Here is a 25,700-nt window from a genome sequence, read left to right on the forward strand (position 1 = left end):
ACCCCTGTTTTATCGTGTTGTTATCCGGAGACTATCGACCCTTTGGAAGAAGAGTCAAATTGCGCCGGAAACTGCACCCTTCGGTGCTTTTTGGGATAACGACTCGGAAGTTTCTAGGACCGAAACGTCATTGTGACGAAAAGGAATTTCGTCATCCCAGCAGCAGCCGGGAACCCGCGTAAAGCGTAAGTGCCGCAGTAAGCCAGCGGATCACGCACTCGGGCAAAAGGCGAAGGGCCAGAAGAGACCCGATCTGGCCACCGATCACGACCGCGAGCAGCAAGGGCAGACCGTCGCCGATCGCCTCTGAAAAGCGCCCGACCCCAGCCTTGGTAAGCTGGCCGACCAGGCCGGAAACCGAGTTTATCAGGATGAAGAGACTGGCAGTGGCGGCAATCCGCCGCGCGTTGTCCCAGCGGGACAGATGAAGAAGCGGAGCGAGGAATATCCCGCCGCCGATCCCTACGACACCGGCGAGGTAACCCAGTGGAGCTGCCGCGAACGGCATCAACCGCGCCGCGCGGCCTCCGCCGGGCCGGTCCTGCGCGGTCGTCGGCAGCAGCAGGAGGACTGCCGCCGCAATCAGACTTATCCCCAGCAGAACGAGGAACGACCGCTCAGTGATCGGCGTCAGGCCGCCAAGAAACGCCAACGGCGCAGCGACAAGCGAAAGAACCAGCCCACCGCGCCATGGCACGACCCCCGCCCGGGCAAAGCGGATCAGGCTGCCAGTGACGACAACCACGTTGCACGACAGCGACAGGATCGGGAGCAGGCGATAGTCGTAACCCGAGAGCGCCAGCAGCGCGCTGTAGGTCGAGCCGCCGCCATAACCGACCGAGGCATAGAGCAGCGCCGTGGCCAGGAATGCTCCGATAAGCCACAGCGCCATGCCCTTCTTGCCCCCCTGTTTTTAGCGCATCACGCAATCGCGCCGTGGCAGTGCTTGTATTTCTGGCCCGAGCCACAAGGGCAAGGTGCGTTGCGGCTTACGCCGCTGTCGGCATAGGGATCGCCGCCGCCGGGCACCGCCGTCGCCGCGGTGCCCAGTGCACCGAGCATTGCCGCCGCACCGGGTATCGCCATCGAATCGTCCTCACCGGTAAACGGATCGATGTGGCCGGTAAGGAAGTCGGGCAGTTCGGGCAGCACGAACTCTTCGGGCGAGCGCATGCGAAATTCGCTCGTCATCAGGATCCTCGTCACATCCTCGCGGATCTTCTCGAGCATGTTCTCGAACAGGCCGAAAGCTTCCTGCTTGTACTCGTTGATGGGCGTCTTCTGAGCATAAGCGCGAAGGAACACGACCTGGCGCAGCGCATCGAGCGTCGCGAGATGCTCCTTCCAGTGGTTGTCGAGCCGCTCGAGCAAGATCGATTTTTCGAGGTTCTTCCAGACCACCGGATCGATCTCGCCAAGCTTGGCTTCCATCTTTGCGTCTGCAGCGTCGCGAATGCGCTCCTCGATCAAGTCGGGCTCCACCGCATCCTCATCCATCCACTGCTCGACCGGCAGGTCGAGGCCAAGTATGTCCGCGGCCTGATGCTTGAGGCCATCGATGTCCCACTGTTCGGGGTAGGATCCCGGAGGGCAGGCGCTGCCGACCATAGCGTTCACGGTGTCGTGACGCATGTCGACCACGACATCGTCCACTGCTTCGGCATCCATGATGTCTGCGCGCTGCTCGTAAATGACCTTGCGCTGATCGTTCATCACGTCATCGTATTCGACCACCTGCTTACGGATGTCGTAGTTGCGCGCCTCGACCTTCTTCTGGGCTGTCTCGATCGCCTTGGACAGCCAGCGCGATCCGATCGCCTCGCCATCTGCGAGGTTCGAATTCATCATTCGCGAAAACAGCGTGTCCGGCCCGAAAATGCGCAGCAAGTCGTCTTCGAGGCAGAGGTAGAACTTGGACAGGCCGGGATCGCCCTGCCGCCCGGAGCGCCCGCGAAGCTGGTTGTCGATACGGCGGCTTTCGTGCCGCTCCGTACCGATTACGCAAAGGCCGCCGGCTTCCAGCACTTTCTGCTTTTCCGCACCGACTTCGTCCCTGATGCGCTGGATCGCGGCTTCGCGCTCGGGCCCCTCGGGCATATCGCGCAACTCGTCCTCGGTCCGGAACTCGATGTTGCCGCCCAGCTGAATGTCGGTTCCGCGGCCCGCCATGTTCGTGGCGATGGTCACGGCGCCCAGGCGGCCGGCCTGCGCCACGATATGCGCCTCCATCTCGTGGAAGCGGGCATTCAACACGTTGTGCTTCACGCCTTCCTGGTTGAGATATTCCGAGAGCATCTCGGACTTTTCGATCGACACTGTGCCGACCAGAACAGGCTGCCCGGTCTCGTACCTTTCGCGGATCAACTTCGCGATCGCCTGGAACTTGTCGGCGGTGTTCTTGTAGAACTCGTCCTCTTCGTCGACCCGCCGGACCGGCAGGTTGGTCGGGATGGTGACGACGTTCATCTTGTAGATGTCGAAGAATTCGGGCGCCTCGGTCGCGGCGGTGCCGGTCATGCCCGAAAGCTTGGGATACATGCGGAAATAGTTCTGGAAGGTGATCGAGGCCATCGTCTGGTTCTCGGGCTCGATCTGCACGCCTTCCTTGGCCTCGACGGCCTGGTGCAGGCCGTTCGACCAGCGGCGGCCATCCATCATGCGCCCGGTGAACTCGTCGATGATGACGATCTTTCCATCCTTCTCGATGTAGTCGATGTCGCGCTTGAACATGACGTTGGCTTTGAGAGCCTGGTCGAGGTGATGGACGACCTGCGTGTTCTCGATGTCGTAAAGGTTGCTTCCCTCGAGCAGTCCGGCCTCTTCGAGCATCCGCTCGACCTTCTCGACACCGTCCTCGGTCAGGGTAATGTTCTTGGTCTTCTCGTCGGCCTCGTAGTCTTCGGGGACGATGCGCTTCACGACCGCGTCGACCTGGATGTAAAGCTCGGACTTGTCGTCGGTCGGGCCCGAGATGATCAGCGGCGTGCGCGCCTCGTCGATCAGGATCGAATCGACTTCGTCGACGATCGCGAAGTTGAAGGGGCGCTGCACCATCTGGCTGCGCTCGTGCTTCATGTTGTCGCGCAGATAGTCGAAGCCGAGTTCGTTGTTCGTCGCGTAGGTAATATCGGCGTTGTAAGCGGCGCGGCGCTCCATCTCGTCGAGATTGGGCACAATCACGCCCACGGTCAGGCCGAGGAAGGTGTAGACCTGCCCCATCCACTCAGCATCGCGTCGTGCGAGGTAATCGTTGACGGTGACTACGTGGACGCCCTTGCCCTCGATCGCGTTGAGGTAACAGGCGAGCGTGGCGACCAGGGTCTTGCCCTCGCCCGTGCGCATCTCGGCGATCTCGCCGCGGTGAAGCACGATGCCCCCGACCATCTGCACGTCGAAGTGGCGCATCCCTAGTACGCGGCGGGCCGCCTCGCGGACAGTGGCGAAGGCTTCGGGAAGGATGTCGTCGAGCGACTTGCCCGCTGCGATTTGGCTGCGGAACTTGTCGGTCTGTGCCCGCAGCTCCTCATCCGTGAACGTCTGGAGCGTGTGTTCGTAAGCGGAAATCTGCGCGATCGTGCGATCGAGCGACTTCACGTAACGGTCGTTGGACGAGCCGAAGAGAGATTTGGCAAGGGTGCCGAGCATGGCGGGTATCCTGGTCGGGAGGTCGCAACGACGACCTATCTAAGGGGAAGCGGCACGGCTGCGAGCAGTGCCAGAATATGTCGCTAAGCGCGGCAAACCGCGCCCGCGATCACTGCGCCGAACGGTCGATCCCGATCCGGACGGTGGGACTGAACGACCCAAAGGCGGCTATCCGCGAGAGCGCCGGCGAATTGACGTCGGTAGCGGGCGTAACCGAAGGAAAATGCGCGACACCGGCATTGCGAGCGCGAACGGTGCGCGAGATGCCCGGTACCTCCGAGGCGCCGATCTCGGTCGCTCCGGCGCGAGTTATGCGCGCTTCGGCGGGCGCAGCTTGCGCAATCAGGCCCAGGAGGGCTAGGAGGCCGAGGAGGAGACGGGTCATTGGTGCGGGCGGATATAGGTAGCTTGGCTGCCAGCGTCCATCCCCGAGGTCCAAATGCTTTGCCGATGCGGGGCCGGGCTCGCGTAACGGCTTTTCAGGGTTTTTCAGCGAAACTTTCTTGCGAATGGAACAGCGCACTCATTCCGTCGCCGGGCCTGCCCGCGATTCCAGCCCGGCTGCTGCGATGGGGCGGCTGTCGCTGCTCGACGGCCTGCGCGGGATCGCCGCGATCGGCGTGCTCCTTTACCACATGCGCAACGTCTTTGGCGTCGCCGAAATCTTTTCGCGCTCGTACCTATTTGTCGATGTCTTCTTCGTGCTGAGCGGCTTCGTGCTGACGCTTGCCGCCGAGCGCAAGATGGAAGAGCGCGGCGCCGTCTGGTTCATGGAAGTGCGGGTCAAGCGGCTCTGGCCGATGATCGCTCTTGGTTCCGTCGTCGGTGCGCTGGGTGCGGTCACGCTCGGCGAGGCAGACCCGGTGCCGGCCTTGCTGGTTCTCGCCCTTGCCGGGATCCCGATCCTGTGGCGCGAAGGTTCGCTGTTCCCGTTGAACGGGCCGCAGTGGTCCCTGTTCTGGGAGATTGTCGCCAACGTCGCCCACGTACTCGTCCTGCGGCGCCTTTCCGATCGCACGCTTCTGTTCGTCGCGGCCTTCTTCGGCGTCGCGTTCGAGGCCGCGATCTGGAAGTACGGCTCGGACACCTTCGGGCCCAACCAGCAACTGTGGTGGCTGGCGGGAGCGCGCGTCGGCTGGTCGTACACGATCGGGATCTGGATGGCGCTCCGGTACCAGAGGGGATTTGGCAAGCAACTCGTGCCCTGGTGGTTCGCCCTGGCGTTGCCGGTCGCGCTCATCGTCGCGGTTCCGCTTCTGCCCTGGCATGCCGCGGTCGGCGATGCGCTCGTCGCAATCGTGCTGCTGCCGCCGCTGTTCTGGCTAGTGGCGACGGCGACCCCGGCTCAAGCGGCGGTCCCCTGGCTCGACCGGCTCGGTGCATTGTCGTTTCCGCTCTACGCAGTCCATCTGCCGATCATGGTCGCCTTCCTCGCCTATGGTTCTTCCGTCGCGATCGCGGCGATAGCGACGGTTACCTCGCTATCGGTCGCGGCGCTTGTCACGTGGGCTGCACCCCTCGCGAAAGACTTGCGCCGCCGCCTCGTCCAGCAGACTGCACCCGCGCCCCTGGCTTGACCTTGCCCGCCAGCAGACTAGGCGGCATCGAATGTCGTCCGCAGTCTCGCCCCTCGCCCGCCCCTTCCCCGACATGCCGCCTATCCAAGGCGTAACCGTCCGCATTGCGCGAGCGGGCTACAAGGACTGGGGTCGTTGCGACCTGACTTATGTCGAGCTTGCCGAAGGGACCGCGGTCGCGGGCGTGTTCACGCGCAACGTCTGCTGCTCCACCGAGGTCGAATTGGGCCGCGAGCAGATCAAGTCGGGACACGCACGCGCGCTAGTCGTCAACGCCGGCAATTCGAACGCTTTCACGGGCTATCGCGGGCGCGAGGCCGTGGAAGCGATCATGAACCAGGTCGCGGACCACCTGGGCTGCCCGCCTTCGCAGGTGTTCGTTTCGTCGACCGGCGTGATCGGCGTGCCGCTGCCGCGCGACAAGGCCGTAGCCGGCGTCGCGGCCGCGCTCGCCGCCGCGCCTTGCGGGTGGCAGGAGGCCACCGATACGATCGGGACGACCGACACGTTCGCCAAGGGCGCTATGGCCACAGCGAAGATCGGCGAAACCACCGTCACGCTTGCCGCGATCATAAAGGGGTCGGGCATGATCGCGCCCGACATGGCGACGATGCTGGGCTATATCTTTACGGATGCCGCCGTCGCGCCGGACTTCCTGCAGCAACTCCTCAGCGCCGCCAGTGACGGGACCTTCAACTGCATCACGGTCGACAGCGATACCTCCACCAGCGACACGGTGCTCGCCTTTGCGACCGGCGCAGCCGGTAATCCCCCCATCAGGTCTTTCGAAGATCCGGGAGCGGACGCCTTTGCCGCAGCTCTCGAAGACGTTTGCCGCCAGCTTGCCCACCTTGTCGTGCGCGACGGCGAAGGTGCGCAGAAGTTCGTCTCCGTGTCGGTCGAAGGTGCGGTGAACGACGAAAGCGCGCGCCGCGTGGGCCTTGCAGTCGCCAATTCGCCGCTGGTGAAGACAGCCATCGCCGGAGAAGACGCCAACTGGGGCCGCGTCGTGATGGCGGTCGGCAAAGCTGGAGAGCCGGCAGATCGCGATCGCCTTTCGATCGGCTTCGGCGGGATCTGGGCTGCACGCAACGGAACGGCGCTGGAAGACTACGACGAGGCGCCGGTCGCCCGGCACCTCAAGGGCCAGGACATCACCATCGAGGTGGATCTGGGCCTGGGCGAAGGTCGCGCCACCGTGTGGACCTGCGACCTCACGCACGGATACATCTCGATCAACGCCGATTATCGCTCATGACCCGCGCGCTTACCCGCCCGGTCCACGAGCTGATGCGAACGGTTGGAGAGCGCGTGATAATGCCGCGTTTCCAATCCCTCGCCGCGCATCAGATTGTCCAGAAAGCGGCTGACGATGTCGTCACGATTGCAGATCGCGAAGCAGAGGAACTGCTGGCCGAAGGGCTGACCCGGATTCTGCCGGACGCGGCGCTCGTGGGTGAAGAAGCCGCACACGCCGACCGGACGGTCATGGGCCGGCTCGGCCAGCAACTTTGCTGGATAGTCGATCCGCTGGACGGCACGAACAACTTCGCGTTGGGCAAGCGCCCGTTCGGCATCATCGTGGCACTGGCCCAGGCGGGGGAGATGATCGCGGGCTGGATCTACGATCCTGTCTCGGGCCGGTTATGCCACGCGCACAAGGGCGGCGGCAGCTTCATCGGCGACGATTGGGTCACTGCCCGGGCCAGCGGGCTCTCTCCGCCGATTGCGGCGGTTTCCGTGGTCTTCATGGATCCCGCCCGGCGCGCGGCAGTGACCGGACATATCCTGCCGCATTACACGGTCGTCGATATCCCTCGGTGCGCGGCAGAACAGTACCCACGGCTCGTGCTGGGAGAAAACGACTGCTCGATCTTCGAGCGAACCTTGCCCTGGGATCACGCTGCTGGCGTGCTGTTCGTGAACGAAGCCGGAGGGCGCGCTGCGCGGCCCGACGGATCGGACTACCGAGTAGATGACGACAGGCGCGGACTGATCGGGGCGTCGACGCCCGCGTTGTGGGACGAGATGGCAGCGCGACTGGCCGCGCTGCCATCCGACTGACTGTTAGAGAACGCTTTCGAGCCAGCCCTTGAGTTGGCTCTTCGGCGCAGCTCCGAGCTTCTGGGCAACCGGTTTACCGTCCTTGAAAAGCACCATCAGCGGGATCGACTGCACGCCGATCTGGCCGGGAACATCGGTGTTTTCCATGATGTCCATCTTGGCGATGGTCACCTTGTCGGCCAGTTCCTCGCTGATCTCCTCCAGCGCAGGGCCGATCATCTTGCACGGCCCGCACCACTCGGCCCAGAAATCGACCAGCACGGGCTTGTCGGACTGGAGCACGTCGGCGGCGAAGCTGGCATCGGTCACGGCTTTGGTGGACATCTGGGATTCCTTGTCTGTGAGTGGTCCCATATCTAGGGCCGGCAGTCAGCAACGCAACGCGTCAGCGCATAAAGCTTTCCTGCTCCCCCTGCGATCCAGGCTTGTGCTGCGCCAGCGCTTCCGGCGACAGCTGGATCAGGCGCGGGCCTGACGTGTAAAGAAGCGCGGCCTCGATGCGGCGTCCGGGATAGATCTTTTCCAGAGCTGCAGCATAGGCCGCCATCTGCCGGATATAAGCGCGTGAAACCTCGCCGATTTCGCTCGGAGCGCGGCGGGCGCTCTTAAAGTCGACGATGCGGACGACATCGTCTTCGATCAGCAGACGATCGATCGTTCCAGCGATGACCTGACCCTCAACGACCGCGGTTACCGCAACCTCTGCAAGAGACTCCGACGAGAACACAGATTGCCAGCGCGGGTCGTCCAGCACGGCAAGCGCCGCGCCGAGCATTTCGTCACGCGCTTCCTGCGAATGGCCCGGGGCGGACATTTCCAACCACGAGCGTCCGGCGTCATGCCGCGCGGCAGGCTGCAATTCGGGAAGCCGTTCGAGCAGACGGTGGATGATCACCCCACGCTCTGCCGCTTCGCGCGATGTGGCTGCAGCGAGGCCCGGCGGATCGGAAACCAGGTCCTCACCTAGCGAAGACGGGGCTAGCGGCCGGGGTGGACGCGGCTCGGGCCCGACCGGCTCCACCGCCCAGGCCGGCAGCTCAGGCGGCTCCGGAGAAAGGATCGAGCGCTCGCCTGCTCCGCCGTGCGCCGCGGCAGCACCCCATTCGCGGCGCCATCCAAACACGGGATCGTCGAGAATCTCCTTGTCCGCGAACAGGGGCGACAGCGCCGCGTACCAGCTTGCGGGTGGCGGCTCGGTCTGGCGGGCGCCCAGCGAACCGCCGATGAAGAGCGCTTCCTCCGCGCGGGTCATTGCGACGTACAAGAGGCGCCAGTGTTCCTGCCGCTCTTCCTGCCTGGCCCGCGCCTCAGCCATCGCCACGGGACCCACGCGCTCTGCCTTGCGCAACGAGGGCACAGGAATCTCACGGGTCTGCGAGCCCGGCACGACCTCGGGCAAGGTGAGCCCGCGAGGCGGCGCGGAATCGGGATCGTCGGCGGCATCGGCAAGGATGACGATGGGCGACTGGAGACCCTTCGCACCGTGCACGGTCATCACCCGCACCAAGCCTTCATTGCGACCCGCTTCCCGCTTCAGCTCGCCGTTACTGGAATCGAACCATTGGAGAAATCCCACGAGACTGGACGTGTTCGCCGCAGCGTGCGCCAGCGCGGCGTTGAGCAGTTCGTCGAGCGGATCGGCGACTTCCTGGCCCAACCGCGCGATCAACCGGCTCCGCGCGGCCCACGGCCCGACGAGAAGCCAGTGAAGCAGCGCATGTGCCGGTTCGAAATCGGCGCGCGACAACAGGGCGAGCAGCTTTTCGACCGTTTCGAAAGTCTCCGGCCGATTTTCGCTGCGCAAGTGGTTCCACAGTGGAACGCCCTTCGATCGATAGCCCCAGGCGAGCAGCTCTTCCTGGGTCCAGCCGAAGATCGGAGAGACAAGCAATGCCGCCAAGTTCAGGCTGTCGAGCGGCTGCGCGGCAAAGCGCAGCGCGGCGACGATATCCTTGACCCCAAGCGGAGCGCCGAGACGCAACCGATCCACGCCGGCGACCGCCACCCCGTGCGCGTGAAGCCGCGCCACGATGAGCCCGGCCAGTTCCTTCCTTTTGCGCACGAGGACCATAACGTCCCCCGGCCCCGCCATCCGCGCGCCGTTCTTCACCAAGGGAAAGCCGTGGTCCAGCCAAGCGCGCACCTGACGAGCGATCTGATCGGCCAAGAGGCGGTCGGGACGGCTGAGCCAGGTCTCCGCGCCTTCTTCTCCTGCCTCCTCAGGCTCGCTCTCGCTGTCGTCGTCCTCACCCGCAAGTCCGACCGGACGCCACAGCGCGACCAGGCCGGGTCGATCCTCGCCGATATGCGGGTCAGGCGGTGACCGCAGCCCGAACTGGTCGCTGCCTATGAGAGAGAGCGCGCGATCGACGAACTCTAGGATCGGCGAAGCTGTCCGGAAGGATTGATCGAGACCGAGTTCGCTCAGCTCGCGGCGCACTCCGCGCATCTGCTCGCACACTCGGCTGCGCGCCGCTTCGAAGTTTTCGGGGCTCGTTCCCTGAAAGCGGAAGATCGCTTGCTTGTAATCGCCGACGACGAAAAGCGTGCGCATGGCCTCGCCGTGCTGCCCTTCGCCGGCAAAGAAATCGCCGATCAGCGCATCCACGATCTCCCATTGCGCCGCGTTGGTGTCCTGCGCTTCGTCGATCAGGATGTGATTGAACCTGCGGTCGAGCTTGAAGCGCACCCAATCGGCCATCCCCTGGCGGGTCAGGAGATCGGCGGCCACGCGGATTTGATCGTCGAAATCGATGAAACCCTCGCGGCTCTTGGCCTCGTCCCAGGCAAGCGCGAAAGCGCGGCCGAGCGCCAAGGCCGGCTCCATAAGGTCGGCCAATGCGAACAGCGCCCGGCGTTCCTGCACGAACCCGATGCTCGATTTCACCCGTTCTGCATGGACGGCATAGTCGGGCGTTTTCTTGGTGACGAACGACAGCGACCGTACGTCGCCCTTCCCGGTGAATAGCGCAGTGTAGAGAACATCGAGATCGGTGAGGCGCCTTGCCGCATCGGCGCTTAGCCATCCCGCGATGACGTCCGCGTTGCCCAGACCGGTGGCCGCACCCCACTCTCGCAATGCGGCGGCACAGGCGCGCAGCGAGGCACAATCGAAGGTCCCGTCTTCACACAGCTCGACGAGGCTCGCTTCGGCATTGTCGCCCAATCCCAGCAGCCGGTCGATGCGCGGGCGCAGCGGGGGCTGCCACGCCCCCCTGCCGATCCAAAGATCGCGCGCGCCGGCGCAGCGCAACAACCATGAACGGACTTGCTCAGCGCCCTGTCGCAGACTGAGCATCTCGAGCGCTTCGAACAGTCGGTCGTCGCCATCCGCCTCGGCGCGGACAAGGAGATCTGCCAGCACGCGCTGGACGAGCAATTCGCGGTCGCGATCCTCCATCGCACGGCCACCCGGAACCATTCCCGCCTCGACGGGAAAGGCCGCCAGCAGCCACTGGGCGAAGGCGTGGATCGTCTGGATGCGCAAGCCGCCTCCTGGGCAATCCAGCACCGCGGCAAAGCGGCTGCGCGCGCGGGCCCGCGTCGCCGGATCATGACTGGCGCCGATCGCCTTCAGCTGGACGGCGAGCTTGTCGTCCTCGAGCCGGACCCAACTTGCGAGCACTTCATTGACCCGCGTCGCCATCTCGGCAGCGCCTGCCTTCGTGAAGGTCAGGCACAGGATCTGCTCCGGCTGCACCTTGGGCTGAAGGAGCAGGCGCAGCACCCGCGCGCTCAACACCTGGGTCTTTCCGGTCCCCGCCGAGGCGCTGAGCCACACGGTCTCTTCCGGCGACACGGCCGGGTGCTGGTTACCGACAAGCGGATGGACGCGCGCTTCGCTCATGAGTTCGAGCCTTGCCCGCCATCGTCCCCACGCGCCTGCCATTCGTCCAGTCGCATAAGCTGGTCGTAATCGCCGAAATTCGGCAAATCAGGATTGAGCCGCGCCACGAACGGCTCGTCGCCCGCAATCCAGCGCGCGATCGCATCGTCGAGAAATCGGCGCGTCTCGCTCAGGAATTCCGCCCGCCGGATGCCCGACCGCTTGCCGTTTTCGGGGATGGGCTCGGTCAGCGCTCCGAAGCCCGTGTCGCTCTTGTCGTTTCGGGCGAGCGACCAGTATTCGAAGCGCTCAGGTTTTCCCCTGACGCCTTCGAACCCGCCTGCGTCGGCAATAAGGCCTAGCACGCCAAGCTGAAGCGAAAATCCCTGTTCAACGCGCTTGTTGCTGGGCGGCTTTCCGGTCTTGTAATCGATGATTGCAAGTGTGCCGTCGGACAACTGGTCGATGCGGTCGGCTTTGCCGTTTATGGTCACGCCGCCCGCCTTCATCGATCCCGAGCATTCGATCGCCACGGGACGCCGCCCCTCGCCCGCCATCCGGGCGGTGGCCTGCTCCATCCAGGCAAGACCCCGCAGCAGGCGGGGAAGCCACGTCGCACGCATAAAGGGGTGCACCCCGAGTCGGTCGACGGCGGCAGTGGCGCGCGCCTCGAGTTCGCCCGGCGGATCGCCATCCTTGTGCCATTGCTCGAGGACGCCGTGCGTCATCGTCCCCAGCCACGCGGGCGACGGTTCGGCATCGAGCGGATCGAGGCGGGAAAGCCCGAGGATCGAGTTCGCGTAAAACGCAAAGGGATCGCCGCGCAACCGGTCGAGCGCGGTCGCCGAGATATCGACGCGCCGCTGCTCGGCGCTCGGCCGAGGCCGTGGGCGTGCGGATGGTTCGACCGGAGTCGCTCGGTCTATGCGGCGGGCAAGTTCCACCGCACGTTCCTCGCGGTGGGTCTTGAGCAGGTTTGGACCCAGCATTGCGCGGATACGCAGCAGGAAACGCGATGCGATGACCGGCCCTTGCGCATCTCGGGCCGAATGGCTGAGGACCACCTGCGGCGCGCCCAGCGCGGCCGCGAGGTCATGGGCAGCAAGGCCCACGCGGAAATCCGCGCCTGGCACGCCCAGGACCCGCAGAACCGCTGGAGCCAGCAACGGGTCGGGCGCGGGCGACGACGGCCAGCTTCCTTCATGCATCGCCGCGCAGATCACCAGATCGGCGCGCTGCATCCGCGCCTCGATGAGGCCATAGATCGCCACGCGGGGATGCCCGCCCCAAGGCGGGCGGACCGCCACTTCGACCATCGCATCGCGCAACACGGCGGCGGCGTCGGTGGGATCGAGTCTTGTCCCGGCGAGACGCGCGGCCTTGCTCATGTCCTCGACGAACGTCGCGAGCGCGCGTCCGTCAGCCTGACCCCACAGAGCCGGGCCGCAAAGGATCGTACCCACCTCGCAGAGCGTTGCGATCAGGACTTCAAAAGTTGCATCGCTGGAAAGGCCATCGATCGGCGCGAGAAGCTCCGCAACGCGGGGCCACCATCGTTCGAGCGACGGATTCGCCTTTCGGGCTCCGGCGATTGCCGCGCCAACTCCGGTCAGCCCCGGCATCGGGCGCGGGCCACGCAGGATTTGGTCGAGCCGACGCACTTCGTCGAGCCAGGCCGCTCGGTCCTGCCATGGGTCGACGAGAGGGTGCCCGAGCAACGCCAGGAGTGCGACGGGCGCGAAGCGTTCCGCCATGCAATCGGCCAGAAGAAGAAGCACCCTTCCCGCGGTCGTCTCCGAAAGCGGCCGGCCCGCTGAATCGTCGGCAATGATGTTCCACCGCGCAAGGTGTCCGACTACCCGTGTCGCCAGCGAGCGGTCGGGCGTGATCAAGGCCACACGCCGCTCAGGCTCCGCAACCGCTTCGCGGATGAGGAGAGCGATCGCCTGCGCCTCCTCCTCCGGCGTCGCACTTTCCATCAGGCGGACGCCGCTCAGCCGCCTTTCCCCTGCCGGAAGATCGACCCAGGCCGCGCTTGCCTCGGGCGGGAGGAACAGATTGGAGATCGCTCGGCTGCGCTCGGGCGGCGCGGCCCCTTCGCCTGAACGATGCCAGGCCCGCACCTCCTCGCGCGCGATGCCCATGCGGTTGAGCAGCAGCTTGAGGTGATACTGCGGGTGGGTGACGTGGTCGTCACGCGAAAATGGCGGATCGCCCGGCTCGGTCGGCGCACCGGCGACACCAAGGCTGTCCCAGATCGAAGCGTCCAGCGTAAGGTCGAGATCGGGCAGGATTACCGCGCCCGCAGGTGCGAACGCGATGCTGCGCAGCAATTGTGCGACTGCAGGCGAAGCGCTCGTCACCCCGGCAGCGACGATCGGGCGCTGCGGCAGGCTTTCTTCCCACCGCCGCGCTGCGTGAGCGAGAAGCCGATTGCGCCGCTCGGGCGCGTCGATCTCGCCTCGCGCGTCGCGTTCGGCGCTCCAGCGCGCGTGCACGCGAAGGAACAGGGCCAGGCTCTCCTGCCAATGCTCGGCAAGCTCGGGGCGCAGGGCAAGAACCCTGTCAGAGAGCAGGTCGTGAAAAGCAATATCCTCAATCGCCAGCCGATCGATGCTGCGCGCCACGCCGCGTGCCATGCGCAGCAAGGCAGGCATCGAGGGCGCAGTGCTACCAAGCTCCTCGCCCAGCAGTTCGGCGAGGCGCAGCCAGCGCAGGGTGGGATCTGCTGCGGGGGGAATCTGCGCCCCGCTTCCCATAGGATCGAGCAACGGACCCAAGGTTTCATCGAGGTCCAGGTCGCCGACCACTGCCATCCTGGGAAGCAGGAGACCGCTACCGTCGCTTGCGCGAACGAAAGCCTCGGTCACGGCCCGCATGGTGCGGCGACTGGGCAAGAGCAGGGTCAGGCGGGCAAGGCCGAAGCCTTCCTCGGAATAGCGGGGGGTCAGGCCCGCAACGAGCGCATCGGCAAATCCGCGGTGCGCGGCAATCGAGTAGATGTTGGGAGCGGTGCGCCTGCCAGGCTGCTCAGCCACGCGCCATTGCCTGTTCGGTCGGGAGAATCGCTTCGGGCGAACCGACCTCGAACCATTCGCTGACGTGGCTTATTCCAAAAAGGCGGCCGCGGGCGATCGCACGGTCCCACAGGATATTGGTCGAAAACGCGCCCGCCGGGGGGTCGGCGAGAAGCGAATGACCGATCAACTGGATGCCCGTCCAGATGAACGGTGCGATGCGCCCAGTGCGGCGGCGGCTGATCCGTCCCAGCGGGTCGAGATGAAAGTCGCCCTTTCCGCGATGGTTGTGCGCGCGCGAATGTGGGACGAGGAGAAGCAACCCGTCCATTCGCTCAGCATCCCACGCATCGCTCAACTGCTGGAAAACGTTGACCGGGCCTTCGAGCCAGAGATTGTCGGAATTGACCGTGAAGAACGGATCGGCGCCGATCAGCGTCAGGGCCTTCACCATCCCGCCGCCCGTTTCAAGCAGCGCGTCCCGTTCGTCGGATATGGTGGTCGCGGGCCGTTGGCGGGTCGAGAGGTGATCGACGAGCATCTCGGGCAGGTAGTGGACGTTGACCACCGCGCGCGCCACGCCGGCATCGGCCAGCCGGTCCAGGCAATGATCGATCATCGCCTTGCCGGCCACCTCGACCAGCGGCTTGGGCCGGTCGTTGGTAAGCGGCCGCATTCTGGTGCCCAGGCCAGCGCCCATGACCATCGCCACGTCGCTGGCCAAGGCTCCGCTCACGCCCCGAACTCCCCGCCCAGAATGCCGGCAGGATCGCGGAGGTGCGCAGGAACGTTCGCATCGAACCACGCAGCCACCGGAGCCAGCGCCGGATGGGCCAGATCCCGCTCCAGCGCCTGCCACACCCGTGGGATCAGCGAGAGGTAGCGGGCCTTCCCGTCGCGCCGCCACAACCGCACGAATATGCCGACGATTTTCGCGTTCCGCTGCGCCCCGAGGCGGGCGTAATCGGCCGTGAAGTCATCGGCTGAGAGGCCCGTTCGCTCAAGGTAATAGGCGATCATCCGCGCTTCGAGGCCCTCACTGACGTCGCGGCGGGCATCCTGCAGGAGCGAGACGAGATCATAGGCCGGGTGCCCGACGAGCGCGTCCTGGAAGTCGAGCAGACCTTGATCGGCGAGACCGCCAAGCAGCATGATGTTTTCGGCGTGGTAATCGCGCAGAACGGTGACGCCGGGGCGCTGCCTCGCGAGCAGCGGAGAAAGCGCCTCTTCCCAGGCGGCGGCATATCCTGCGGAATCGACCTCCAGCCCTTGCGCCGGGCAGTACCATTCGGTGAACAACTTGGCCTCGCGGAGATACTCCGCCAGCGCATACGAGGTGAATGGTCCCGGCGGGAGGCGATGGAGCGCAACAAGTGCATCGACCGCCGCCTTGTAAATCGCGGTCTCGTCGTCCGGCCAGGCGTCGAGATACTCGCGCATCCGTACTTCGCCGAAATCTTCAAGAAGCACGAAGCCCCGCTCGGCATCCTCGGCAAGGATTCGCGGAGCGCGCATCGCATTTTCATCGAGCCAGCGGGCGGCGCGAAGGAACGGGCGGGGATCCTCGTGCGGAGGCGGAGCATCCATGAGCATCGCCTTGCCCCTGGCGCCGGAAACGCGGAAATAGCGCCGAAACGACGCGTCTCCTGCAAGCGGCGCGATTTCCGCTCCCGCCCAGCCGGCGCCGGCGAGAAACGTCGCGGCATCGGCGGGAATGGAGTCGGCTTCGGGCGGCGGAGCGGATGCGCTTTCGGGGGGCAAGGTCAGGTCGTCCATCCTTCGCGCTCTAGCCAATCGCAACCCGCCCGCACAATGGCGATGCGGCCTTCGTCCGCAGGTTCCAACTCTATAGCCAAACAGCCTGGCTCATCCGCGAAACCGCCGGCGTGTTCCGGCCATTCGGCAATAAGGGCGGCGTTCTGGCGATAATCGTCCAGGCCGAGCTCGCGCACTTCGCGCGGATTCGACAACCGGTAGAAATCGGCGTGGACGACCGGCAGGCGCAACGCCGGCGGATCGTAGCACTCGATAATGGCGAAGCTGGGCGAAGGCACCTCCCCATCATAGCCGAGCGCCGCAATGATCGCTCGTGCCAGCGTGGTCTTGCCCGCGCCAAGGCCGCCCGAAAGCGCGACTACATCGCCGGGGCGAAGTGCCTTGGCGATCCGGCGACCAAATTCCGCGCTCGCCTGGGTATCGGGCAGGTTCACCCGGGCCTTATCGCTCATGGAAGGGTGACGATCGCGGCGGTTCCCTGGCCCGGCTCCGACAGCAGTTCCAGCTTGCCGCCATGCCCTTCGACAAGCTGGCGCGCCAGCGGAAGGCCAAGTCCCTGGCGGCGATCGACCGTCTTGCCATCAGGCGCGACGCGCATCCCGTCGAGGGCGCGGGCGAGGGTCGCCGGGTCCATGCCTGGCCCGTTGTCGGAAACGACGACTCGCGCCGCGCCGCGTGGCCGGCGGGTCACCTCGACGAGGATCCTGCCACCTGAAGGGGTCGCGGCAATCGCATTGTCGATCAATTGGGCGAACGCGCGGGACAGCCGCCGGGCATCGCCCTCGACCGGGACGGTGGCGGCTGTGCCGCGCAAGTCGACGGTAAGGCCCGCCTGGCCAACGCGCTCACGGCGTTGACGCAGCAGATCGACGATGAGGCTGCGAAGCTCGACCGGTTCGCGCTGGAACGGCAGTGTCCCGGCCTCGCTCTGGGCAAGATCGAGGACGTTTTCGATCTGCTCGCCCAGGCGATGGACCGACGAAAGGATGGCCGCCACATACTCCCGCGCCTGGGGGCCGAGTTCTCCGGCCACACCCGCTTCGAGCATTTCGGCAAAGCCGCCGATCGATGTAAGGGGCGTGCGAAACTCGTAGGCCATGTTCGCAATGAAGCGGGTCTTGACCGCGTCGGCTTCGACGAGCGCGGCGTTGCGCTCCGACAACGCGGCCTGCGCCTTTTGCGAGTCGGTAATATCGAGCACCGTCAGGAGACCGTTGCCGTCTGGCAGCGGGACGCCCGCGAATTCGAGAAACCGCCCGTCGGCCAGAGCCGCCCGACCGCTGCGCTCGATCCGTTCGAGTGTAGCGGCGCGAATGACCTGCCCCAGCGCTTCGACCTGCGCCGGCCGCTTTAGCCGCGAGGCAACCCGGGCCAGCAGCGGCTCGACCTTCGGATGCTCGTCGAGAAACGCGTCGTCCAAGCCCCAATCCGCGGCGAACCTGCGGTTCCACAGGGCAAGCCGCCCGTCCGGCGCGAACACCGCGAGCGATTCGAAGAGGTTGTCGAACGTCGCGGTGCGGGTTCGCAACAGGGTGTCGCGGGTTGCCGAAAGCTGCAGCTGTTCGGTGCGATCCTCGAAGATCAGGAGAAGCCCACCATCGGGCATCGGCTGCGCAACGACACGCAGGTGGGTGCCGTCGCTGAGCGACCACGCCTCCTCGCGCGTATCACCAGAATGGAACCACTGCTGTCGCTCGCGCCGCCACTCTGGGAAATCGCGCACTTCGGGCAGTCGCGAATTGTCGCGCATCTTGTCGAACACCCGGTCGAAAGGCGGCGCATCCAGCAGCCAGGTCGGCGGAATGGCGAACTGGCGCAGAAACGGCTGATTGGCGAACACCAGGCGATGCGCGGCATCGAACTGCGCGATCCCGGCAGAAAGGATGTCGAGCATGTCGCGCTGGGCATCGCGGAATGCGCGGAATGCCCGGGTCTGCTCCTCCAGCTCCTCGATATCGACGGCATAGCCGGCAACGCCCTCGCTGCCGATCGGCAGGTCGGTCACCCGTAGCGAGCGGCGTTCGTTACCTTGCGGCCCGGAGACAGTGGCCGTCACGACCCGCTCGAGCGGCATGTTCTGCTCGCGCGATTGCTGCGCGACCTGCGCTGCGCTGAGACCGTCGACAGGTTCGACCAACTCGGTCTGCGCTTCGACCACGGATTCGGCGCTGGCGCCGCCGACAGCGGCGACATAGGCCGTGTTCACGAGTTGCAGACGGCCATCGGGGTCACGCGACCACATAGGCAGCGGTGCCGCCTCGATCAGCCCGGCAAGCGCGGCGAAGCGCGACTGCGCCGCGCTGGTCTCGTCGCGCAACCGCCGCAGTTCCGCCTCGCTGTCTGAAAAATCGAAGACCCAGACGAGTGCAGCGCCGCCCGGGGAGACCTGCGGGTCGGCCAGATGGCCGCGCAAGGCCAGGCTCCGCCGCGATCCGCGTGGCGTCAGCACGAGCTTGAACGGAGCCGCGGTCTTTTGCGTCCGACGGACAGCAGTCGTCAGTTCGCCAAGCTGAAACTCGCTCAGCCCCTTAGTGCCGGCATCGAGTTCGCTGAGGTATCCGGGCATCGCATCAAGCCCCAGCCAGGCGGCAAGGCGCGCGGGACCTTCGATGCGCCCGTCGCTGCGCACCAGGAGGGGAAGCGCCGGCGCCTCGTCGATCATGCGCGAAAGGCGGCGGGTCAGCCGCTGGCTGGCCTCTGCGCGGCGCTCGCGGCGGCGTGCGGACAGAAAGGCCCAGGCTGCTGCGAGAGTCCAGGCGGCGAGCAGCAGCCCGATCAGCGCCAGCGCGGTCTGGGAGAGGATCATCGCGCCTTCGCTATGCGGCAGGCCGCTGAAATACAACTCGCAGGATGAGAATGTGCGCCCCGACACTCCCCGGCCTTAGCCGGGGAGCACAGATCCTGCGGCGCGCCAGGCGCTGCTTAGTAGCGGTAGTGGTCGGGCTTGAAGGGCCCCGCCTGCGGAACGCCGATATAGGCAGCCTGCTTTTCGCTCAGCTTGCTGAGCTTCACGCCGAGCTTCGCCAGATGGAGCGCCGCAACCTTTTCGTCGAGATGCTTGGGCAGCACGTAGACGTCGTTCTTGTAGTTGCCCGACTTCGTCCAGAGCTCGATCTGCGCAAGCACCTGGTTGGTGAAGCTCGACGACATGACGAAGCTCGGGTGGCCGGTCGCGCAGCCCAGGTTTACGAGGCGACCCTTGGCAAGGATCAGGATCTGCTTGCCATCGGGAAATTCGACGAGATCGGTGCCCGGCTTGATCTCGTTCCACTTGTAGTTGCTGAGCGCCGAAATCTGGATTTCGCTGTCGAAGTGGCCGATGTTGCAGACGATGGCCATGTTCTTCATCGCCTTCATGTGTTCGGCGGTGATCACGTCCTCGTTGCCGGTCGCGGTCACGAAGATGTCGCAGCGGGTGACCGCCTCTTCCATCGTCACGACTTCGTAGCCTTCCATCGCCGCCTGCAGCGCGCAGATGGGATCGACTTCGGTGACCATCACGCGCGCGCCGCCCTGACGCAGCGAGGCAGCGGAGCCCTTGCCGACATCGCCGAAACCGGCGACGCAAGCGACCTTGCCGGCCAGCATGACGTCGGTCGCGCGACGGATCGCATCGACCAGCGATTCCTTGCAGCCATAAAGGTTGTCGAACTTCGACTTGGTCACGCTGTCGTTCACGTTGATCGCGGGGAACGGCAGCTTGCCCTCGCGCGCGATCTGGTAGAGGCGGTGGACGCCGGTGGTGGTTTCCTCCGACACGCCCTTGATCGCCTTGACGCTGGCGGTGAGGTAACCGGGCTTGGCCTTGAGGAAGGCCTTGAGCGCGCGCTGGAACTCGATCTCTTCTTCGTTCGCGGGCTCACCCAAAGTCTCGCCGGCTTCGATCCGCGCGCCCCACAGCGCGAACATCGTCGCATCGCCACCATCGTCGAGGATGAGGTTGGTGGTCAGGTCGGGATCGCCCTCGCTGCTCCAGTCGAAGATGCGGCCGACGTAGTCCCAGTAATCTGCAAGGCTCTCTCCCTTGATCGCAAACACCGGCAAGCCGCTGGCCGCGATGGCAGCGGCAGCGTGATCCTGCGTCGAGAAGATGTTGCAGGTTGCCCAGCGCACTTCTGCACCCAACGCGACGAGGGTTTCGATGAGCACGGCGGTCTGGATGGTCATGTGAAGAGAGCCGGTGATCCGCGCGCCCTTGAGCGGCTGCGACGCCCCGAATTCCGACCGCAATGCCATCAGGCCGGGCATCTCGGTCTCGGCGATCGCGATTTCGGCGCGACCGAAGTCAGCAAGCCCGATATCGGCGACGACATAGTCCTTCTGGGCGTCAAGCACGGTGGCCACGAGGTATTCTCCTGCAGGAAAGTTGAGCAGCAGCGCCCGGGCCGACACACGGCAATGGCAAAAGGGCGACGCAATGATGCGCCGCCCTTACCCGCTCCCCTCAGCGGAATCAAATATAAAGAATTCTTTATATGCGGGCGAGGCGACCCCACCGGGTACCCTAGTCTGCCCCGCCCGCACCTTTGCCCCCGCTACCGAGCCGCGCCGCCTCCCCCCGGGGCCCCGCGGCTTCGCAGGAACGAGGATCAGCGGCGCGTGGCGGCGTACTGGGCTCCGCAGGTGCGGCCGGCGAATTCGGATTCGCCCACCATGGCATCGGCTGCGGCCAGCAGGGTTCCTTGCGAGCGGCTCTGGGCAAGGCTGCGCGTGGCCGACTTGAGGTCGCGGCAGCCCATTGTCGGGTGGCCGGTGCCATAGCTGTTGGCGATGCGCGTGCTCATCTTGTCGAGCGCGCGATCGGGTCCGCCCTTGCCGCTTTCGCTCGCGAGCTGTGTGCGAAGCTGCCGGTTGGCGACGTTGAGTTCGGCCTGGTGCGCCGCCGCGAAGGCGTAGTAGTCCGGCTGGAAGTTGTCCGGACCCATCCGGCAACGTAGTGCGGTCACCATCAGCATGATGTCGAGATTCCGCAGTTTGGCAGCATTTACCGACGTTGCGCTCCAGCAGGCGGCCTGCGCCGGCATTGCGCCAACGAGCGAGGATGCGGCCAACGCGGCCGCAATCATTGCGTACTTTTTCATGTGCCCCAGTCTCCGTGGAACCCCTCCGGGTCCCGGTGTGGACCCCCCCTGGGTCCGCAATGAAGAATGCGCAGCCGTGTTTACCCGATCTTCAACATCGAGGGTGAAGCGAAATTAACCAGCTCAAGCACCGCTGTGCTGTTGCGCGGTCATGTCGGCAGCCTATATCGACGCCCGGACAGAGGCGAAGAAGGACCACAACATGACAATTTCGGTTGGCGAATCAATTCCCGACGTAACCCTGATGAAGGCGACCGACGGCGGTCCCGAGCCGGTGAAGGCGAGCGAATTCTTCAAGGGCCGCCGAGTGGCGCTGTTTTCGGTGCCGGGCGCCTTCACTCCCACTTGTTCCGCCAAGCACCTTCCGGGCTTTGTCGAGAAGGCGAGCGAACTGAAGGCCAAGGGCATCGACGAAATTGCCGCGACTTCGGTCAACGACGCTTTCGTGCTCGGCGCGTGGAACAAGGCCGGCGGTTCCGACGACATCACGATGCTTGCCGACGGCAACGGCGAACTGGTGAAGGCGCTCGGCCTCGACGCCGATTTTTCGAAGTTCGGCATGGGCGCGCGCGGCCAGCGCTTCTCGATGGTCGTCAACGACGGCAAGGTCGAGCAGCTCAATGTCGAAGCGCCCGGTGACTTCAAGGTGAGCTCTGCCGAGCACATGCTCGAACAGCTCTAAGCAGAAGACCATTTCGATGTGGGGCCAGTTGGCGATCAAGGCGCTCGTTTCGGGCGCATTGATCGCCGCTGCCTCGGAGATAGCCCGACGCAATCCGGGCTGGGGCGGGCTGATCGCTTCCCTGCCCCTAACGACCCTGATCGCGCTGGCCTGGCTCTGGCGGTCCGATCACGACCCTATCCGAGCCGCTGATTTCGTCAGCGGCACAGCGCTCTACGTGATCGCCGCGCTGCCGGCCTTTGGGGTTATCGCCGCCCTGCTCCGCCGCGAAGTGGCTTTTGGTCTGGCGATGGCTGCTGGGTGCCTCGTCGCAATGGCAGGTTACGGGCTGCTGATCTACGCCGGGCGGCGCTGGGGCCTTCCCGTCTAAGCCGGAGCGCCCGGCTAGTAACCCATCAGGCTAAGCACTTCCTTGCGACTGCGATTGTCGTCGAGGAAACATCCTATAAGCCGGCTCGTCACCATGCTCACCCCCGGGGTGCGCACGCCCCGCGCGGTCATGCAGGCATGGCTCGCTTCGATCACCACCGCAACGCCATCCGGCTGCAGGTTATCGTAGATGCACTGGGCGACCTCTGCGGTCAGCCGCTCCTGGATCTGAAGGCGCCGCGCGAAACCGTGAAGAACCCGGGCAAGCTTGGAAATGCCGACGACCCGCTCGCGCGGCATGTAGGCGATCGCCGCCTTGCCGATGATCGGTGCCATGTGATGCTCGCAGTGCGACTGGAACGGAATATCCTTGAGCAGGACGAGTTCGTTGTATCCGCCGACCTCGTCGAAAGTGCGGGAGAGATGGACCGCCGGATCCTCCCCGTAGCCGAGGCAGTATTCCTTCCACGCGCGGGCAACGCGCTTGGGCGTGTCCACAAGCCCTTCGCGCGCAGGATCGTCGCCGGCCCACCGGATCAGTGTGCGAATGGCATCCTGCACGTCCTGTGGCACCGGCAACTTGCCGTCTTCGCGGTCCTCGTCCGGTCCAACCAGGCTGCTCATCCTATCCCCCTCCTATTTCGGCCGGCGCAGGATGCGGCTTCGGAACAGCGTGTGTCGCTTGTAGAGCGACAACATCTCTTCCGGCCGCTCAGGATCGAGCACCTCATTATCGGCTAGCGCCTTTTCCGTGTCCGTCAATTCGCGCAACGCAAACCTGCGCAGCTTCTGCCCCTGTTTGGGCACTGCATCGATCATTCCCGCCATCGAGCCATAGCGGTCAAGCAAGGCCTCGACTTCCGTCGGCTCGAGCCCGCAATGCTCGGCCAGCAGCGAGTGCCGGATCCGGCGGATCACTGCGCTCGTTTCGTCGCCGCCCCTGCGGGTGGAATCGATGAATACGTCGCATTCGCTATCGAGACCCATCGACCGGTTGTTCATATTGGACGAGCCGATGCGCAATATCTCATCGTCCACGATCATCAGTTTCGAGTGGACGTAGATGGGCGTCTCGCCGCTTGTGAACGGATTGAAGATGCTGAACCGCTTGGCATGATCGCGGTCACGGATCGCGAGCAACAGGCGCATTCGCGCGCCATCCATCGCGGTCTGTTCCAGCCACCCGTCCGAACTTTCCGGATTGATCAGCACAATCTCGGGCGGATCGACCTCGCCCATCCGCAGCGCGATCGCTTCCGCGATGGTCCGCGAGGCGAAATACTGGTTCTCGGCGTAGATGAATCGCTTGGCCCGGGCGATCTGCTCGAGAAACAGACTTTCAACCTCCCGGCATTCTTCCACGTCGTTGTATTGCGAGCGGGTCCGCGCGATGCCGACCTCGACATCCCGGAATTCGGCCTTCAGTTTTTCGGGCCAGGGCGAATCGTCCTGCGGCCGGCACGGCGCCATGCGCTCGCCGCTGGCCTGGAACCAGCGTTCGCGCCCGTATTCGCCCAATACTTGCGCGATTTCGCCTTCCATCATCATCGTGCAGTCGTGCCACGGGCCGTATAGCCGGCCGCTTGGGCGGCGACGGCGTGGATCCTGCTCGATATGATCGCGGGTGTCCCAGCGATCGCCGCCCATGTCGATACCGCCGCACACCGCGAACCGGTCGTCGATCACGGCAATCTTCTGGTGATGGCTGCAACCAATGGGATGTGCGCTATCCAGCTTGAAATCGATCCGCGGATGAATCCACCAGCGAATGAGGTCGAGCAGCATAGTTCCGCGCACGAAGGACTTGAGCGCCCCGAAATTCCACTTGAGCACGCAGATCTCGAGCTCCGGATTCCGGTTCGCCAGCCATATGATGTACGAGCCAAGCCGTGTCGGCGGTTCGTCTTTCGAGCGGAACTTGTACCAGCGGCGCCCCCGCCCAAGCTTGATCCGGGTGTCGAAGTCCCAGCCAATCAGGAGGATGCGCTGCCTGGCCTGGAGCATCGCGTCACGCATCAGCTCGAAATAGGGCGCAACGTCGATCACCGCATGGGCGCGGTCGGCGTGCGCATAGCGCCAGACGGAAGGCCCGCGATCGGGTGAGACCGCATCAGGCACCTCGCGGGCGCCGCCGTTACTGCTTTCCACTGCGCCCTCCCCGCCGCCGCAAGGCGCTATTCCTTGCTATCTTCCTTTTTTTCGGGAGTCACCTCGGCCTTGTCCTTTTCCGCAGCCTTCCGGCGCTCGAACACCTCGCGCATGAAGGTCGCGTCCTCCTCGGTGAGCTCTGCCGCGAACTTCGGAAACATCTCGTCCTCCTCCTCCTGGATGTGGTGGAGATAACGTTCGCTCAAGCTTTTGAACTTGGTCAGCCAGCCGCCAGTCGACATGTCGGTCGCGGCGATATCGTTAAGCGCCTCCTCGATCTCGTGATGCTCGGCGACAGAGTGGCGGCCGCAGGCGGTCAGCGGCGGCTTGCGCAGGACAGTCGAATAGAGGGCCTGCTCTTCGGCAGCGGCATGGCCTTTCGCCTCGAAAGTGAACTCGGCGAAGAGCGCCGCGCGCTCGTCGCTCGCGCCAGTGGTCTGTTCGATTTGGGCGAGCAACTTACGATGTCGATCGTGATCGACCTTCAGGCGCGCGAAGATATCGTCGTAGGCCATCGTGATTCCCCCCTTGCGCGAATGGGCAACCGGTCTGCGGAGTGTCCGGCGCGCCTGGAACGAAACACCGGACGTACGGGATCGTTCCGCCCGCAAGGGGCAGTTTCAGCATGCAAAAAAGCGGTGATGGCGCGCCCGGAACGATTCGAACGTCCGACCCTCAGATTCGTAGTCTGATGCTCTATCCAGCTGAGCTACGGGCGCGTTGAAGGGCGCACATAGGGGGTGCCCGTAGGCTTGGCAATCCCCCTGAGCCTTCATTTAGTGCCAACCGCGAAACGCGGCGCAACCGCCAGTTGTCAGGATTCCTGCCTGTCCGGCGCGACGCCCATTTTGACGGAAAGCTGCTTTATTTCAGCAACTTGTGATGCGGTAGTTTGAGCCGGGAGCCGCGCACGGACCGGCCGGTGTCGGAGAATCTTTCAAACTCGAGGCCGCCGGAAAGACATTCTTAAGAGTTTCCCGGCAATTTGAGTGGGCCGCCGACGAAGAGGGGAACGGATGGTCATGATGAACTTGCTGCGACAGCTCGCGCACGATCGTTCGGGGGCAACCGCGATCGAATACGGCCTGATCGTTGCGTTGCTCGCCATCGCCATCGTCGGTTCCCTGTCGGCGGTCGCCGACGGAAACAACGGACTGTGGGCCACGGTTACGGCCAAGTCCGAAGCGGCGTTCGCACAGCCGACCCCCTGATCGAGGGGGCAGAATAAAGAGTTTTTTAGGGTTTTCGCACTAGTGCGGAAAAGGCTTGATCCGGGGGTTTAGACGGACCGAGCGGGGTTGATGAAGACTGCAACAGGAGACCGATTATGAAGTTTTTCCGTAACCTTCTGGCCGACAAGGCCGGTGCCACCGCCATCGAATACGGCCTGATCGCCGCGCTCATCGCCGTCGCCGCGATCACCGCGATGCAGGGCCTTGGCAACGAGCTGAACACCACGTTCGGCACCGTTTCGACCAAGCTGCAGGACAGCAACACCCTGCCTTGATAGGTTTG

General features: G+C 64.8%; 22 protein-coding genes and 1 tRNA gene. 7 read left to right on the top strand and 16 right to left on the bottom strand.

Annotated features, from left to right (window positions below; genetic code table 11):
* Positions 1–151 precede the first annotated feature (151 nt).
* The 3 genes from ACFO0A_RS09805 to ACFO0A_RS09815 form a co-directional block, all read right to left on the bottom strand.
* Complete coding sequence (locus ACFO0A_RS09805; RefSeq protein ID WP_379538824.1) at positions 152–892, bottom strand: sulfite exporter TauE/SafE family protein; 741 nt, start codon at positions 890–892, stop codon at positions 152–154.
* 29 nt (positions 893–921) lie between these two features.
* A complete protein-coding gene (gene secA / locus ACFO0A_RS09810) occupies positions 922–3,645 on the bottom strand; it encodes a preprotein translocase subunit SecA (RefSeq protein ID WP_379538825.1) in 2,724 nt (907 codons plus the stop codon).
* 109 nt (positions 3,646–3,754) lie between these two features.
* Complete coding sequence (locus ACFO0A_RS09815) at positions 3,755–4,030, bottom strand: hypothetical protein (RefSeq protein WP_379538826.1); 276 nt, start codon at positions 4,028–4,030, stop codon at positions 3,755–3,757.
* A gap of 124 nt (positions 4,031–4,154) precedes the next feature.
* On the opposite strand from ACFO0A_RS09815, the gene ACFO0A_RS09820 reads away from it, so the two are divergent.
* From ACFO0A_RS09820 to ACFO0A_RS09830, 3 genes are read left to right on the top strand one after another with little or no spacing between them, the layout of a single operon-like run.
* A complete protein-coding gene (locus tag ACFO0A_RS09820; protein ID WP_379538827.1) occupies positions 4,155–5,222 on the top strand; it encodes an acyltransferase family protein in 1,068 nt (355 codons plus the stop codon).
* A gap of 31 nt (positions 5,223–5,253) precedes the next feature.
* Entirely contained in the window at positions 5,254–6,480 is a 1,227-nt protein-coding gene (gene argJ / locus ACFO0A_RS09825) for a bifunctional glutamate N-acetyltransferase/amino-acid acetyltransferase ArgJ (RefSeq protein WP_379538828.1), read from the top strand.
* Positions 6,477–7,286, top strand: coding sequence for an inositol monophosphatase family protein (locus tag ACFO0A_RS09830; protein WP_379538829.1), 810 nt, complete (start codon positions 6,477–6,479; stop codon positions 7,284–7,286). The genes argJ and ACFO0A_RS09830 overlap by 4 nt, the downstream gene beginning before the upstream one ends.
* Before the next feature lie 3 nt (positions 7,287–7,289).
* Here ACFO0A_RS09830 and trxA read toward each other — a convergent pair whose 3' ends face one another.
* The 9 genes from trxA to ACFO0A_RS09875 all read right to left on the bottom strand — a co-directional run bounded on the left by trxA (position 7,290) and on the right by ACFO0A_RS09875 (position 20,986).
* Positions 7,290–7,610: a thioredoxin gene (gene trxA, locus ACFO0A_RS09835; RefSeq protein ID WP_379538830.1), complete on the bottom strand. Its 321-nt coding sequence runs from the start codon at positions 7,608–7,610 to the stop codon at positions 7,290–7,292.
* A gap of 61 nt (positions 7,611–7,671) precedes the next feature.
* Complete coding sequence (gene addA / locus ACFO0A_RS09840; protein WP_379538831.1) at positions 7,672–11,133, bottom strand: double-strand break repair helicase AddA; 3,462 nt, start codon at positions 11,131–11,133, stop codon at positions 7,672–7,674.
* Positions 11,130–14,150: a PD-(D/E)XK nuclease family protein gene (locus ACFO0A_RS09845; RefSeq protein ID WP_379538832.1), complete on the bottom strand. Its 3,021-nt coding sequence runs from the start codon at positions 14,148–14,150 to the stop codon at positions 11,130–11,132. Before ACFO0A_RS09845 ends, addA begins: the two co-directional genes overlap by 4 nt.
* Entirely contained in the window at positions 14,143–14,865 is a 723-nt protein-coding gene (locus tag ACFO0A_RS09850) for a nucleotidyltransferase family protein (RefSeq protein ID WP_379538833.1), read from the bottom strand. The genes ACFO0A_RS09845 and ACFO0A_RS09850 overlap by 8 nt, the downstream gene beginning before the upstream one ends.
* Complete coding sequence (locus ACFO0A_RS09855; RefSeq protein WP_379538834.1) at positions 14,862–15,905, bottom strand: aminoglycoside phosphotransferase family protein; 1,044 nt, start codon at positions 15,903–15,905, stop codon at positions 14,862–14,864. Before ACFO0A_RS09855 ends, ACFO0A_RS09850 begins: the two co-directional genes overlap by 4 nt.
* A complete protein-coding gene (tsaE, locus tag ACFO0A_RS09860) occupies positions 15,893–16,357 on the bottom strand; it encodes a tRNA (adenosine(37)-N6)-threonylcarbamoyltransferase complex ATPase subunit type 1 TsaE (protein ID WP_379538835.1) in 465 nt (154 codons plus the stop codon). The genes ACFO0A_RS09855 and tsaE overlap by 13 nt, the downstream gene beginning before the upstream one ends.
* Positions 16,354–18,711, bottom strand: coding sequence for a sensor histidine kinase (locus tag ACFO0A_RS09865; protein WP_379538836.1), 2,358 nt, complete (start codon positions 18,709–18,711; stop codon positions 16,354–16,356). Before ACFO0A_RS09865 ends, tsaE begins: the two co-directional genes overlap by 4 nt.
* Positions 18,712–18,827: 116 nt before the next feature.
* Positions 18,828–20,249: an adenosylhomocysteinase gene (ahcY, locus tag ACFO0A_RS09870; protein ID WP_379539641.1), complete on the bottom strand. Its 1,422-nt coding sequence runs from the start codon at positions 20,247–20,249 to the stop codon at positions 18,828–18,830.
* A gap of 245 nt (positions 20,250–20,494) precedes the next feature.
* A complete protein-coding gene (locus ACFO0A_RS09875) occupies positions 20,495–20,986 on the bottom strand; it encodes an S-adenosyl-L-homocysteine hydrolase (RefSeq protein ID WP_379538837.1) in 492 nt (163 codons plus the stop codon).
* Between the two features lie 202 nt (positions 20,987–21,188).
* Between ACFO0A_RS09875 and ACFO0A_RS09880 the strand changes: the two genes are divergently transcribed.
* The gene (locus ACFO0A_RS09880) at positions 21,189–21,668 is read left to right on the top strand and encodes a peroxiredoxin (RefSeq protein WP_379538838.1); all 480 of its coding nucleotides are present in this window, start codon (positions 21,189–21,191) and stop codon (positions 21,666–21,668) included.
* Positions 21,669–21,684: 16 nt separating this feature from the next.
* Positions 21,685–22,038 (top strand): DUF3147 family protein, encoded by a 354-nt coding sequence (locus ACFO0A_RS09885; RefSeq protein ID WP_379538839.1) that lies wholly within the window; start codon positions 21,685–21,687, stop codon positions 22,036–22,038.
* A gap of 14 nt (positions 22,039–22,052) precedes the next feature.
* On the opposite strand, the gene folE is transcribed toward ACFO0A_RS09885, so the two are convergent.
* From folE to ACFO0A_RS09905, 4 genes are all read right to left on the bottom strand, one after another.
* Positions 22,053–22,661, bottom strand: coding sequence for a GTP cyclohydrolase I FolE (gene folE / locus ACFO0A_RS09890; RefSeq protein WP_379538840.1), 609 nt, complete (start codon positions 22,659–22,661; stop codon positions 22,053–22,055).
* A 12-nt stretch (positions 22,662–22,673) separates the two neighbouring features.
* Positions 22,674–24,185 carry a phospholipase D-like domain-containing protein gene (locus ACFO0A_RS09895; RefSeq protein ID WP_379538841.1) on the bottom strand — a complete coding sequence of 504 codons (1,512 nt, stop codon included), beginning with the start codon at positions 24,183–24,185 and terminating at the stop codon, positions 22,674–22,676.
* A 26-nt stretch (positions 24,186–24,211) separates the two neighbouring features.
* Complete coding sequence (locus ACFO0A_RS09900) at positions 24,212–24,700, bottom strand: hemerythrin domain-containing protein (protein ID WP_379538842.1); 489 nt, start codon at positions 24,698–24,700, stop codon at positions 24,212–24,214.
* Positions 24,701–24,827: 127 nt separating this feature from the next.
* Positions 24,828–24,904, bottom strand: a tRNA-Arg gene (locus ACFO0A_RS09905).
* 303 nt (positions 24,905–25,207) lie between these two features.
* On the opposite strand from ACFO0A_RS09905, the gene ACFO0A_RS09910 reads away from it, so the two are divergent.
* Positions 25,208–25,396, top strand: coding sequence for a Flp family type IVb pilin (locus ACFO0A_RS09910; RefSeq protein WP_379538843.1), 189 nt, complete (start codon positions 25,208–25,210; stop codon positions 25,394–25,396).
* Between the two features lie 116 nt (positions 25,397–25,512).
* Positions 25,513–25,692, top strand: coding sequence for a Flp family type IVb pilin (locus tag ACFO0A_RS09915; protein WP_379538844.1), 180 nt, complete (start codon positions 25,513–25,515; stop codon positions 25,690–25,692).
* The last annotated feature ends 8 nt before the right edge of the window (positions 25,693–25,700 follow it).

This window comes from Novosphingobium tardum, from assembly GCF_042652045.1.
Classification (GTDB): domain Bacteria; phylum Pseudomonadota; class Alphaproteobacteria; order Sphingomonadales; family Sphingomonadaceae; genus Novosphingobium; species Novosphingobium tardum.

Coding starts and splice junctions, on each gene's coding strand:
- ACFO0A_RS09805 (WP_379538824.1), bottom strand. CDS start 892: ATGGCGCTGTGGCTTATCGGAGCATTCCTGGCCACGGCGCTGCTCTAT.
- secA (WP_379538825.1), bottom strand. CDS start 3,645: ATGCTCGGCACCCTTGCCAAATCTCTCTTCGGCTCGTCCAACGACCGT.
- ACFO0A_RS09815 (WP_379538826.1), bottom strand. CDS start 4,030: ATGACCCGTCTCCTCCTCGGCCTCCTAGCCCTCCTGGGCCTGATTGCG.
- ACFO0A_RS09820 (WP_379538827.1), top strand. CDS start 4,155: ATGGAACAGCGCACTCATTCCGTCGCCGGGCCTGCCCGCGATTCCAGC.
- argJ (WP_379538828.1), top strand. CDS start 5,254: ATGTCGTCCGCAGTCTCGCCCCTCGCCCGCCCCTTCCCCGACATGCCG.
- ACFO0A_RS09830 (WP_379538829.1), top strand. CDS start 6,477: ATGACCCGCGCGCTTACCCGCCCGGTCCACGAGCTGATGCGAACGGTT.
- trxA (WP_379538830.1), bottom strand. CDS start 7,610: ATGTCCACCAAAGCCGTGACCGATGCCAGCTTCGCCGCCGACGTGCTC.
- addA (WP_379538831.1), bottom strand. CDS start 11,133: ATGAGCGAAGCGCGCGTCCATCCGCTTGTCGGTAACCAGCACCCGGCC.
- ACFO0A_RS09855 (WP_379538834.1), bottom strand. CDS start 15,905: ATGGACGACCTGACCTTGCCCCCCGAAAGCGCATCCGCTCCGCCGCCC.
- tsaE (WP_379538835.1), bottom strand. CDS start 16,357: ATGAGCGATAAGGCCCGGGTGAACCTGCCCGATACCCAGGCGAGCGCG.
- ACFO0A_RS09865 (WP_379538836.1), bottom strand. CDS start 18,711: ATGATCCTCTCCCAGACCGCGCTGGCGCTGATCGGGCTGCTGCTCGCC.
- ACFO0A_RS09875 (WP_379538837.1), bottom strand. CDS start 20,986: ATGAAAAAGTACGCAATGATTGCGGCCGCGTTGGCCGCATCCTCGCTC.
- ACFO0A_RS09880 (WP_379538838.1), top strand. CDS start 21,189: ATGACAATTTCGGTTGGCGAATCAATTCCCGACGTAACCCTGATGAAG.
- ACFO0A_RS09885 (WP_379538839.1), top strand. CDS start 21,685: ATGTGGGGCCAGTTGGCGATCAAGGCGCTCGTTTCGGGCGCATTGATC.
- folE (WP_379538840.1), bottom strand. CDS start 22,661: ATGAGCAGCCTGGTTGGACCGGACGAGGACCGCGAAGACGGCAAGTTG.
- ACFO0A_RS09900 (WP_379538842.1), bottom strand. CDS start 24,700: ATGGCCTACGACGATATCTTCGCGCGCCTGAAGGTCGATCACGATCGA.
- ACFO0A_RS09910 (WP_379538843.1), top strand. CDS start 25,208: ATGATGAACTTGCTGCGACAGCTCGCGCACGATCGTTCGGGGGCAACC.
- ACFO0A_RS09915 (WP_379538844.1), top strand. CDS start 25,513: ATGAAGTTTTTCCGTAACCTTCTGGCCGACAAGGCCGGTGCCACCGCC.